This window comes from uncultured Duncaniella sp. (assembly GCF_910577345.1).
Lineage (GTDB): Bacteria > Bacteroidota > Bacteroidia > Bacteroidales > Muribaculaceae > Duncaniella.
This window is the reverse complement of the sequence record NZ_CAJTMT010000022.1, coordinates 1-12,365: the sequence shown is the minus strand read 5'-3', so window position 1 is coordinate 12,365 and position 12,365 is coordinate 1. Positions and strand designations below refer to the sequence as shown.

The 12,365-nt window shown below is 52.0% G+C and carries 9 protein-coding genes; 4 read left to right on the top strand and 5 right to left on the bottom strand.

What is annotated here, in order from left to right; all coding sequences use genetic code 11:
• Positions 1 to 101: 101 nt before the first annotated feature.
• Positions 102 to 2,123, bottom strand: a complete 2,022-nt coding sequence (locus QZ310_RS09825; RefSeq protein WP_297072332.1) for an Ig-like domain-containing protein — start codon at positions 2,121 to 2,123, stop codon at positions 102 to 104.
• 194 nt (positions 2,124 to 2,317) lie between these two features.
• Here QZ310_RS09825 and QZ310_RS09820 point away from each other — a divergent pair, with 194 nt between their 5' ends.
• Positions 2,318 to 2,596, top strand: a complete 279-nt coding sequence (locus QZ310_RS09820; RefSeq protein WP_297072331.1) for a SemiSWEET family sugar transporter — start codon at positions 2,318 to 2,320, stop codon at positions 2,594 to 2,596.
• Between the two features lie 413 nt (positions 2,597 to 3,009).
• Here the strand turns inward: QZ310_RS09820 and QZ310_RS09815 are convergent, their stop codons facing one another.
• From QZ310_RS09815 to QZ310_RS09805, 3 genes are read right to left on the bottom strand one after another with little or no spacing between them, the layout of a single operon-like run.
• Complete coding sequence (locus QZ310_RS09815) at positions 3,010 to 3,495, bottom strand: DUF4252 domain-containing protein (protein WP_297072330.1); 486 nt, start codon at positions 3,493 to 3,495, stop codon at positions 3,010 to 3,012.
• Between the two features lie 22 nt (positions 3,496 to 3,517).
• A complete protein-coding gene (locus tag QZ310_RS09810; RefSeq protein ID WP_297072329.1) occupies positions 3,518 to 4,045 on the bottom strand; it encodes a hypothetical protein in 528 nt (175 codons plus the stop codon).
• 26 nt (positions 4,046 to 4,071) lie between these two features.
• Complete coding sequence (locus QZ310_RS09805) at positions 4,072 to 4,563, bottom strand: sigma-70 family RNA polymerase sigma factor (RefSeq protein ID WP_297072328.1); 492 nt, start codon at positions 4,561 to 4,563, stop codon at positions 4,072 to 4,074.
• 343 nt (positions 4,564 to 4,906) lie between these two features.
• On the opposite strand from QZ310_RS09805, the gene pheT reads away from it, so the two are divergent.
• Positions 4,907 to 7,372, top strand: a complete 2,466-nt coding sequence (pheT, locus tag QZ310_RS09800) for a phenylalanine--tRNA ligase subunit beta (RefSeq protein WP_297072327.1) — start codon at positions 4,907 to 4,909, stop codon at positions 7,370 to 7,372.
• Between the two features lie 50 nt (positions 7,373 to 7,422).
• Positions 7,423 to 8,160 (top strand): YebC/PmpR family DNA-binding transcriptional regulator, encoded by a 738-nt coding sequence (locus tag QZ310_RS09795; RefSeq protein WP_297072326.1) that lies wholly within the window; start codon positions 7,423 to 7,425, stop codon positions 8,158 to 8,160.
• Positions 8,161 to 8,359: 199 nt separating this feature from the next.
• Here the strand turns inward: QZ310_RS09795 and QZ310_RS09790 are convergent, their stop codons facing one another.
• Positions 8,360 to 8,905: a hypothetical protein gene (locus QZ310_RS09790; RefSeq protein WP_297072325.1), complete on the bottom strand. Its 546-nt coding sequence runs from the start codon at positions 8,903 to 8,905 to the stop codon at positions 8,360 to 8,362.
• Between the two features lie 125 nt (positions 8,906 to 9,030).
• On the opposite strand from QZ310_RS09790, the gene QZ310_RS09785 reads away from it, so the two are divergent.
• Positions 9,031 to 11,490 (top strand): patatin-like phospholipase family protein, encoded by a 2,460-nt coding sequence (locus QZ310_RS09785; protein WP_297072324.1) that lies wholly within the window; start codon positions 9,031 to 9,033, stop codon positions 11,488 to 11,490.
• Positions 11,491 to 12,365 lie beyond the last annotated feature (875 nt).

Below are 12,365 nucleotides of genomic sequence, written 5' to 3'. Positions count from 1 at the left end.
AAACTTTTGTTTCTTTTGCCCTTATGTCTTTATGTACCCTTTCCCTCAATCCGGCATAAACCATTCCTGCATGAGCCTTCCCTCAATCCGGCATAAACTCCTTATCGGCGGTCGAAGGAGTTGCCGAATTGGTTGCGGTTCATGAAGGGATCGTCGAAGAATTCATCTTCCTCCTCCTCTTCCTCTTCAGGAGCCTCCTCGCCGCGTTTGCGTTTGGGCTTATTCTTCTTGATTTCCAGGGGTTTCTGCATGTCAATAGGCAGCTCATAGATGTTCCATGTCTGTTCTACGCCCCAGTTTTTCTTCAGTGTGACCTTCTTGGGGTAGTAGTAGACCTCCTCCGGCTGTATCGAGTCAAGGATACCGGTGGTGTAGACGCCGTTGCTGTCGGAGTCGATGAACAGGCGGGCATAATAGGTACCCGGAGCCAGATACTCCACACGTCCGAGACTGCCGTTTACGGGTGCGGAGGCTACAACCTTATCCGAACCGTCAAGCACTTCAAGGATGGCCGGACGGTTGTCGAGTCCGGTGATATTGAAGGCAAGCGATGAGTATTCATCGAGCTTCTTGACTGTGAACTCATGGCTTATCGGGTCGCTTGCAAGCCCGTAGATGTCATAGACGGCTGCCGAGTCGATGGTGAGCTTATATTTCTCACCCGGCGACCACTTGTATTCAGCCATGAACTTCATTGAGTTGAGCGAATCAATCTGCTTTATGACCGGTTTGGGTAACGGATACCACAGCGAGTCCACAAGCCATTCGAGTTTGACCGCCGAGGTGTCGAGACTCGCCACCGGAGTTTCAGACGTGAAAAGCAACGGACGATGGACATCCTGAGCGTTGCTCGACGATACCTTGAACTTAACCGGTTCCGGACGGGGAGGAATCGTGTCGGCAGCATCGAGCGAATCAAGGTTCACGCCCTGTTTTTCAAGCTCCTTGCGTTCCTTCTCGCGCTCTTTTTCGCGCTGCTGTGCCTCCTTTTCGAGCTGACGGCGACGGTTTTTCGCACCCTTGTCGACGAGTCGCAGGGTGTCGGTCTTCATCGAGAGTTGTTCGAGTGTGTCGGTCATCAGGTAGCGCGCCTCGACCATGAGGGTGTCAAGTCCGATGAGAGTTGTGTCGGTAATCCAGTAGCGGAGGGTGTCGAGGGTGGGATTAGCCTGAAGCACAGCCCACTCGGTGATGTCGGCGCCCGCGCGGGGTGAGTTGATAAGCTTTATGATGGGGAGAGTGTCGGCCTTGGCTGCAAACTCGAAGTCGATGGTGCGCTGGTCGGCACGGGCATAGTTACGCAGATATTGCGGATTGTAGCCCTCGTTGAACCAGGTCAGAAGGATGTCGTCGGGGAGGAAGCGTGTCCCCTGACGGGTGACAATCGAATCTTCACCGGCAACATTTACGAGTGTGTCGGTGAACTGAGCCGGGGTGGAGGAGGGGGAGACTGTCACATCGAAAAATGCCACATCCTCCGAGCGGTCCCAGTGATAGTCACGGTTGACATCGTTGACTGCATAGATGCGGTAGGTTCCCTCTTTGAGTCCGCGCAGGGTGAACTGGCCGAGCTGATTGGTCTTGGCGATGCGTTCAAGCGGAAGGGTGCGAATGGCAGTGTCAGAAAGGTTGGAGTAGACACCCACAATCATTCCCTGGGCCGGTTCGAGGGTGCGCGCCTCGAAGAGCATACCTGAAATCTGCAGGGTGTCGATGCTGTCGCCGGTGGCGAAGTCGAGAGCGAAACCGTCGAGGACATTGCTCTCGTTGAGGTCCTTGATGGCATCGGAGAAGTCGATGGTGTATGTGACATCCGGTTTGAGCGTATCGCGCAGCTCGACAGTCACTCGGCGGCCGTTGGCGCTGACCACCGGAGTGGTACGCTGGGCGGGTGAGACCACGACCTTGTTCATGGCATCGTCAAGAGCCACATTCTCGTCAAATTCCACCACAATCTTGTTGCCCGATACATTGACCTGACCCGGACGGGGTGTGGAGCGGACGAATACGGGAGGGGTCACGTCGCGCGGACCACCTTCCGGACGGCCCATGCTCGCGCAAGCGGCCAGAAAAGCGGTGACAACGATTATGAAGAGCAGCCGGAGTGCTGAAACTGAGCGCATAGGATATATCTTGTTTGGAAAACTGCAAAATTAAAAATTTTCTGCAACATAAGTGCCCCGCTCCGCGTTAAATAATCATTAACATTCAGTGTCTGATGGCCAATAATGGTCAGGACACCTCCCCGTCTCTTGACGGCGGCTCATCATTGCCGGAGCTTAACTCAAAACTAACAACTAAAACCCATTACCCCACCATGTCACCTGTCATAATCAATATCGTAGGCTACGCTGCCGCCATCTGTATGATATGCGGTTATCTTCCGCAAGCAATCTACACGATCCGTACCCGTGACACCGACGGAATCGCGATGACCACCTTCCTTCTGCTCGGTTTCGGAAGTATTTTCTTTGTGATACAGGGCTTCATGATAAATAATTGGCCTCTTATCATCACCAACCTCATCACGACCATTTCGTCCATTATCGTCTTCGTTATCAAGGTTCAGAACGACCGAAAGAAGAAGAGACACTGACCCGCATATCATTCTACTCAGGCGATGTAGGGACGCGCTGTAGCGCGTATGCCGGATGAAATAGAAATTACCCGTGCAATAAATCAGAAGGGTACAGAAATTCAAAAATAACAGAAATTACAGACATTTATTCAAGGCAGATTTGATCAATTCGTCAAGTCAGCGGCCACTGAAAAAATGTCTGTAATTTCTGTTATTTTTGAATTTTTGTATCCCTTGGTTACTGGAATATGGTCATTTGGCATACGCGCTACAGCGCGTCCCTACAATGGGATACCTGCTCTGCATTATGACTGGGAAAAACGACACACAGCGTGCCCTCACGGGTACGCTGTGCTCATCGTAGTCTAATAATATTGTCAATTATTAGGCTTGTCTATGTATTAAATATTACTCTCTTTTGTGTGGTTTTATTATTTCCCGGTAGGGATTTTGCCATTTTGACCAGCCATTTTAGCCACATCCTCGAGGGTGATATCGCCATCGATGACAATCATTGTCGGGCGAGATTTCTGGATGATTGAGAGGACGAATTCATTCTTGTTGTCGGGAAGTTTCTTTTGGAAAATCACCACATTGCTTTTGTCATCGTTGATTTCCATCAGAGAGCTGTAGCCGGTCTTTTGTGTGAATTCCTTGCGCAACTTTGTGAGGAAATTTATCCCTTTCGAGTTGTCGGCTGTCACTATGAGCACATTGTCAATCTTGTCTTTCAGTTGGGCCAGGTTTCCGGCATCCATCGGACCCATATTGCCTGCCATCTGCAACATGGCTTTCGAGACAAATACGGTGGTTAGATTGCCCTCTTTCTGACACTTTTCGTAGATTTTGTTGAGCTGGGCGTTTGCTCCCGTCGCTATTGCGACAACGAGCAGGAGGAGTGTGAGTAAACGTTTCATGATGAAGTGTATAAAATATGTTTTAGTTTGATTCAATGTATAGACCGATGTTCTCAAGCGATTTGAATGCCTTCGAGGTTGCGCTTGCAGTCGCTTCGTCGGCCTCTTCGAGCTGTGTATAGCCCTTGTTGAGCACGTCGGCAAATGTTTGCAGAGCCATTTCTGTCTGTGCGTATGCTTCCTCGGGTGTCATCTCCATGGATTGTTGTTTTGTGGGCCGCGAGATAAGGCCGATGCCGATACAGACGAGGATTGCCACGCTTGCAGCCACGCTCCACCAGGCCTTTGTCCATGACTGACGGTGAGCCGCAGGCTGTTCTTCCGACAGAGCTGCCATGGAGTCGATTTTCTCCGAGAGGCGCTTTTCAAAATCATCCGGAGGAAGGAGAGAAGCGAGATGGCGGGCCATTTCGCGGTCGGCATGTAATTCCGCCGGAAGGTCGTCACGGTCGAGCAGGGAGAGAAGTTCGCGGTTCTCTTCTGCGGAGGTCTCGCCGCCGTAATATCGGTCGAGGAGGGAGTGGATTCTGCGTATATCTTCTGGTTTCATTTTGCGAGTCGGTTGAATGTTTGTGTTCATTTTGAAAACCTGCTTCTGATGGCTTTTCGCGCACGGCTCAGAAGCTGCCGGATGTTGTCGGGCGAAAGCCCTGTCTGTGTCTGAATCTCTTCGTTGCTCTGCTCCTCGATGTCGTGGAGGACAATCACACGACGTTGATTCTCAGGCAATCCGTCGATTATTTCCAATGCTCTCCGCAGACGGTCGCGGGCCTCTATACCGTCGGATGGCGGGGGAGCGGTATCTGTGGAGGTTCCGCTTTCGTCAAACGAGGCAGCGTCGTCGGGTTGGGCGGTCACGAGGGTCAGACAGCGGTTGCGCAGCATGGCCATCGCGTAGGCACGGCGGTTGTCGATTCCATCCAGCTTCTCCCGGCGCTCCCAGAGGTTGGCATAGGTGTCCTGCACCGCATCCTCTGCATCGGCGCTGTCGCGGAGCAGCCTCAATGCTTCGGCATACATCAGCCGGTTCATCGGGAGAAATGTCTCTTTGAATGTCACAACGTCCATGTCTTTTTTCTTTTGGATTAGTAGGGCGGTGAGCCGCGCCTTCATCTGATAAGAGTGCAATAGCCCCCGGTTTGTGACACGAATAGTGAAAATTTTTTTCTTGCGACACTTCCCGGGCCCGGTAATCATGGCGTGAAAAGGGCTTCTCGGAAGGAAAAATTCTGCTGTTACTTAGGGGCGTCTGTCTTTTTGTGCGTATAAATATAAGGATAGTTTGCCGATATTTAGTAACTTTGCACATCATTTTGCAATTTTCCGCCCTCGCGGGTTTTACAGCCGTCGGGTGTGGAGGGCTTGCGGATGTGCCAACACGAACTTCATTCAGATAATTCCAACCATTGTCATGAACATATCATATAACTGGCTTAAAAAATATCTCGACTTCAACCTGACCCCCGACGAACTCGCGGCGGCGCTCACATCCATCGGTCTGGAGACCGGTTCGGTTGAGGAGGTCGAGTCAATCCGTGGCGGCCTGCGCGGAATCGTTATCGGCAAGGTGCTCACCTGTGTCGAACACCCCAACAGCGATCATCTCCACATCACTACCGTTGACCTCGGCGACGGCGAGGCTACGCAGATTGTCTGCGGTGCGCCCAACGTGGCCGCCGGACAGACAGTTGTTGTCGCCACTGTCGGCACAACCCTCTATGACGGCGATAAGGAATTTGCCATCAAGAAATCGAAAATCCGTGGTGTGGAATCGTTCGGCATGATTTGCGCCGAGGATGAGATCGGTGTCGGCTCGTCGCACGACGGCATCATCGTTCTCACCGAGGATGTGAAACCCGGCACTCCCGCCGCCGAATTCTATGGCCTGACCTCGGACTATGTGCTTGAAGTCGACCTTACCCCCAACCGCATTGATGCAGCTTCCCACTACGGGGTTGCCCGCGACCTCTCCGCATGGATGAGCGCCCACACCGAAGCCGCTCAGCTCCGCCGTCCCTCTGTCGATGCTTTTGCCGTTGAAAATCCCGAAGGCGGTGTGACTGTCGAGGTGGAGAACACCGATGCCTGCCCCCGCTACACCGGTGTGACCGTCCGTGGCGTGACCGTCAAGGAATCTCCCAAATGGCTTAAGGATGCGCTCTCGACCATCGGTCTGCGTCCCATCAACAATATTGTCGACATCACCAACTTCCTCCTACACGGCATGGGTCAGCCCCTTCACTGCTTCGACGTGGCCAAGGTCGCAGGTGGAAAAATCATTGTCAAGAACGCGAAGGAAGGTGAGAAGTTCGTCACTCTCGACGGTGTTGAGCACACCCTCGACTCCCGCGACCTCATGATTTGCAACACTGAGGTGCCCATGTGTATCGCCGGTGTGTTCGGAGGTCTCGACTCGGGTGTAACTGAAACCACCACCGATGTCTTCCTTGAAAGCGCATATTTCAACCCGACTTCCGTGCGCAAGACTGCGCGCCGTCACGGCCTCAACACCGACTCATCCTTCCGCTTCGAGCGCGGTGTCGACCCCAACAATACCCTCTACGTCCTCAAACTCGCTGCCCTTATGGTCAAGGAGCTTGCAGGAGGTGAGATTACAGGTCCGCTCTGCGACAACTATCCCGTCCGCATCGACCCTGCTTTCGTAAGCCTCAGTTTTGACTACTTCGACCGTCTCGTCGGCAAGCACATCCCCGCCGACACCATCGTGTCGATTCTCAAGAGCCTCGAAATGGATCTCACCGAGGTCACTGCCGAGAAGGCCGACATGAAGGTGCCGACCTATCGCGTAGACGTGACCCGTCCCTGCGACGTTGTCGAGGATGTCCTCCGTATCTATGGCTACAACAATGTCGAGATTTCAACCTCCGTGCGTTCGGCCCTGTCGTCGCAGTCGTTCGAGGACCAGGACAACAAGCTCCGCAACCTCATCAGCGAACAGCTCACAGCCGAAGGTTTCAACGAAATCCTCAACAATTCGCTCACAGCCGAGGGTTACTATACCGACCTCACCATCTATCCTGCCGACCACTGCGTGAAGCTGCTCAATCCGCTGAGCAACGACCTCAACGTGATGCGTCAGACCCTCCTTTTCGGTGGTCTTGAATCGCTCAGCCACAACATCAACCGCAAGAACGGCGACCTTGCCATGTATGAATTCGGCAACGTCTACTTCTTCAATCCCTCGGTTGAGGCTACCGCTGAAAACGTGCTTGCCCCCTACCGCGAGGCTTCGCGTCTCGGCCTCTGGCTCACCGGTGCGCTCCGTCCCGGCAACTGGGCACGTCCCGAACAGCCTGCTACCGTCTACGACATGAAGGCTGTCGTTGCCAACATCCTTGCGCGCCTCGGCATCAATCCCGCCGAAATCAAGCTTTCGGCCGGCTCGTCGGAAATCTATTCGGCCTCACTCGACATCAACACCCGCTCAGGAAAGAACCTCGGTTCGCTCGGCATAATCTCCAAGAAGCTCGCTTCCAAGTTCGACATCAAGCAGGAGGTCATCTACTGCGAACTCGACTGGCACGCGCTTGTCAACCTCTCGCTCCGCAAGAGCGTCAGCTACTCGGCCCTCGCCAAGACCATGCCTGTGAAGCGCGACCTCGCACTCCTTCTCGACAAGGCTGTCAGCATGGAGCAGGTTGAGGCAACTGTCCGTGAGAGCGAACGCCGTCTGCTCAAGGAAATCACACTCTTTGACGTCTACGAAGGCAAGAACCTCCCCGAAGGCAAGAAGTCATACGCAATCACCATGACACTTCAGGATGCCGAAAAGACCCTCAACGACAAGCAGATTGAGGCCGTCATGAACAAGATTATCGCCAACCTCACCAAGAAGCTCGGCGCAGAGCTCCGTTAAAATTTAAAACAATAATAACAACACAATAAAACTCAACTGTAAAACTCACAATGGGAAGAGCATTTGAATACCGCAAAGCACGCAAGCTGAAACGCTGGGGTAACATGTCGCGTACATTTACCCGTATCGGTAAGGAAATCACTATCGCCGCCAAGGCAGGTGGTCCCGATCCCTCCACCAACCCCCGTCTCCGCGCACTCATGCAGAACGCCAAGGCTGCCAACATGCCCAAGGACACCGTCGAGCGCGCAATCAAGAAAGCAACCGATAAGGATGCCGGCGATTACAAGGAGATTACTTACGAGGGATACGGCCCCCACGGCATCGCTATCTTCGTTGAAGCTGCTACCGACAACAATACCCGCACCGTGGCCAACGTCCGCTCATATTTCACAAAACATGGCGGTTCGCTCGGCACCCAGGGTTCGCTCACATTCCTCTTCGACCACAAGAGCGTTTTCAAAATCAAACCCAAAGAAGGCGTTTCTCTCGAAGATCTCGAACTCGAACTCATCGACTACGGCGTGGACGAACTTGAAGACATCGTTGACGACGAGACAGGCGAGGAGCAGGTGATTCTCTACGGTGCGTTTGAGGAATATGCCAACATCCAGAAGTATCTCGAAGACAACGGCTTCGAAATCATCTCTTCTGAGTTCGAGCGCATCCCCAACGATCTCAAGGAAGTGACACCCGACCAGCGCGCTGCAATCGAGAAGCTTCTCGAAAGAATCGAAGAGGACGAAGACGTGCAGAACGTGTTCCACAACATGAAGGAAGAAGACTAATTCCTCTCCCTGTCCTGATTTCCTAAACTGAAAAGGCACATAGGGACAAAAGGTCAGAAGGGACATAAGATTTTTCAGTGAATCGAACAGTCAATTAAGTAGCTGTCGATTGAATAGCTGAAAATCTTATGTCCCTTCTGACCTTTTGTCCCTATGTACCTTTCCCGGAAAAACACCTATTATTATTCCCCTTCGATTATTATTCCCCTTCGAGGAACTCAATTTCATCAAGCATTGCTTTGCAGATGGAGTGGGTGAGGGGGGAGTTGGAAGCCAGTTCCGCTTCCGCGAAGGGCTTGATTTCCGCAGGCCGGGTGTAGAGAAGATTGAACATCAATCGGAAGCCACCATAGCGCTCCATCTCATTGTCGGAAGTGACGGCATCGACTGCCACATCCATAGCGAACGGAAGATGGCGCAGGAGGCGGTGGCAGAGAATGTCGGCAACCTCTGTGACAGTCACCTCACGGAGCATTTCCGAGGCACGTTGGCGTGTCATCTCATCGCGGGGATAAATCATCGGGGCAAGGAGCATACTCTCGCGTGTGCGTGTGTCGGCCCAGAACTGTTCGGCGAGTTCGCGTGAGGGTTGTATGCCGTCGGCAATCTCGATAATCTGCGGAAGATTCAGACCGAACACCATTTTATATTGCAGTCCGCCCTTGCGGATGGTGTCGGCGACAATGCCGTTGCGCATCGCGAAAAAACGGCGTTTGATTTCCTGTGTTTGATTGAATTCTGCCATTGCTGGTGGAGGTTAACATGATATATTTCAACAAAAATACTCTTTTTTAATCATTTTTCATAATTGGATTGTTAAAAAGATAGAGCCTTCGGGTTCTCCCTTCATCACGCTCAACACATTCATTTATGAGACATCGCATTATTCTTCCGCTTATTCTGGCACTTTTCATTTTCAGTCAGCAATCCCGTGCAGCCGTTGCCGACACAATCCCTGTGGTCACTTCCGAAGGTTTCGTGACTGCCGGAGGAGGATTCGGTACGCCTCCGCGCCCCGACCGTCCGAGTGTGGGCCTTGTCCTGAGCGGGGGAGGTGCGAAAGGCATCGGCCATATCGGCTTCATCCAGGCTCTGGAGGACAATGATATTCCGATTGACTACATAACGGGTACATCGATGGGTGCGATTGTCGGCGGTCTCTATGCCTCCGGTTTCAGCCCGAAGGAGATGCTTGAACTGATTGCATCCAAGGGTTTTGCCTATTGGAGCACCGGTAAGATTGATCCCGCCTATACATATTTCTATTCCTCTACTCACGACACTCCCTCGTTTGTCACGCTGAATCTCGGAAAAGATTCAACGCAGATCACCTCTGTGTTGCCCATAAGCCTCATCAATCCTATCCCGATGAACTATGCCTTTCTGGAGATTTTCTCCCCCTACACCGTTCAGTGTGGCGCAGATTTCAACAAGCTCTTTGTGCCGTTGAGGACGGTCACTTCCGATGTCTATGCGAAGCATAAGGTCGTACTCGGGCGCGGTCCACTCGGCGATGCGGTCAGGATGTCCATATCCTTCCCGATGATTTTCGAGCCGATTCTGCTCAACGGAGTGCCGATGTATGATGGCGGTATCTATGACAACTATCCTGTGGATGTGATGATGGAGGAATTCAAGCCGGATGCTGTTATAGGCGTAAATGTAGGGTCGGGAAATTCGGCTCCCGACACTCGCAATATGATGGATCAGCTCGAAGAGATGATTATGCAGCCCAACGACTATCCTTTCCCGACCGACAAGGGGGTCAACGTGCGCATCGACCTCGATGAGTTCGGTCTGCTTGCATTCGATAAGTATCAGGCCATCTATGATATAGGCTATCGTCGCGGTCTTGAGGTGATGGACTCCATCAAGGATAAGATAAAAGTGCGTGTGGCGAAAGCTGACCTCGAGGCTGCGAGAAAGAAATTCAAGGAGGCAACCCCGACAGTAAGGATCGACAAGGTGAAAGTGAGCGGTGGCACCCCGGTGCAGAATGCTTTCCTGAAGTCGTATTTCGACCATCGCGACGGCCCTATGAGCGTGGTCGAGGGGCGCGATGCCTATTATCAGGCCATCAGTTCCGGGAAGTTGCAGAATTTCGTCCCTACACCGATGTATAATGAACGTGACAGCATGATTGACCTCGATTTCCGTGCCATAGTCAAGGACCCGTTCACTGTGGGTGTCGGAGGCTATATCTCATCGTCGACCAACAGTATGCTCTTCTTCAACGCCGGTTACAACACTCTCAACTATAATTCCATCAAGACCAACCTCAATGCGTGGCTCGGACAGAGCTATATGGCAGTCGAGGGTGATTTCAGCCTTACTCTGAACACGACACGCCCCTCGGCGGTGCATGTCAAGGTGGTCAGCTCACGGCAGAAATTCTACGAGACGGAGAAGCTCTTCTATCAGATTCATGAACCGGATTTCATCCGTAAGTCGGAGACTTTTGTGCGCGCATATTATTCGATGGCCCCGACACTCCGCAGTGTGTTCTCGGCCGGAGCTACCTACGGTCATCTCACAGACCGCTATCATGTGGATATGCTTGAAGGACAGTCCAATCCTGAGCATGAAAAGGGAATTTTTGATCTCGGTCAAGCCTTTGTTACATGGGAGAAGAATACCCTTGACAATACCTATACGCCGACATCGGGTGTCGACTTGCGCGCGACTCTGATGGGTGTTGCCGGGTCTTATCATTACCGTCCGGGTGGAGCGGAGGACCGCGACAGGAATGAGAAGGTAAAGTGGGTTCAGGCCCATGTAAGCGCTGCAGATTATCTTGATATAAACAAATACTTCTCGCTTGGATTGACCGGGCAGGCACTGCTCTCGACACGCAAGCTTCTCCAGAGCTATGATGCCTCGATTGTCGCTGCCGAGTCGTTTCATCCCACACCTGCGAGCTACAATCATTTCAATGCCAAGTTGCGTGCCAATTCCTTCATCACCGCCGGTCTTGAACCGATATGGAAGATTTCAGGCTCTTTCCAACTCAGAGGCTCATTCCACTGTTTCCTGCCCCTGCGCAAGATAACTTACGGAATGCCTGATACTGCCACAATCCCGGCGGAACTCAACGCCTACGGAGGGTCTGACGGTGTAAGCCGTTCCAAGTCTCTTGTCAGCACAGAGGCCACTGCGAAATATGGAAAATGGCTGAGTAATCCCGAATTTTTTGGCGAGTTGCAGGCTGTCCTCGCGCTTCCCTTCGGTTCAATCAGCGCATACGGCAACTACACCTCCGCCCACGACAACAACTGGAACTTCGGCATCTCCATCGGAGCCTTCATCCTCGCCCCAAGATTCATGCATTAAATCAGGAGTTTATCTCTAAAATTACAATTAAGCGATGAATAATGGATTATATGTGTGATTAAAAGAGATACAAAAGAACAAAATAGACAAAAGTAACAAAAGTAACAAAAGTATAATTTGCTGTAAATTAATCTTTTGTGCTTTATGGCCCACCATATAACAAATTTGTTATATTGCATCTAAGCTGATGCGGAACGCGTTATAGGGACTTCTGTCTTTGTGTCCCTTTTTCTGGTATCATCTACTGTAATTCCGGTTTATATATCATGTACTGTAATTCCGGTCTGGGCCGGAATAATCATCTTTCGGATTTGGGCAGGGATAATCATTTTTCCGGATGGCAATTGGAAAGCTGCGCAGCAGCGCTGCGGTGATAGCCCCGCATCGAGCGGCGACGCAATGAAGCCCGCAGGGCGAAATTGCGTCACCGCGAAGGTGTGTGGGTAAATGGATGTCATTCCCGTCACGGGCATCGAAGATGTCCGGTAATAACGCGCGTCTCCGGATATTGCGAATAATTGGAGATGTCAATAGGGGGAATGGTAAATTCCGGATATTACCTGTTTTGTTATTTGAAACGGGTCGATGGTTTGTCTATGGTGGGATGATATTATCGGACATCTTCGATGCCCGTGGGTGCGTGTCAACCGATACCCCCACACCTTCGCGGCACGCAATTCCGCCCTTCGGGCTTCATTGCTTTGCCGCTCGATGCGGGGCTACCACCACATCGCTGCTTCGCAGCGTAACTCTCTGAGGGCCAGGGAATATTGGCATAAGGATGTCACAGCTTGGCAGCTTAACTATCTCGGGGTTAGGGGATGTGGCGTGGAGATTTCGCTGTTTCGCAGCTTAACTATCTCGGGGGCCAGGGG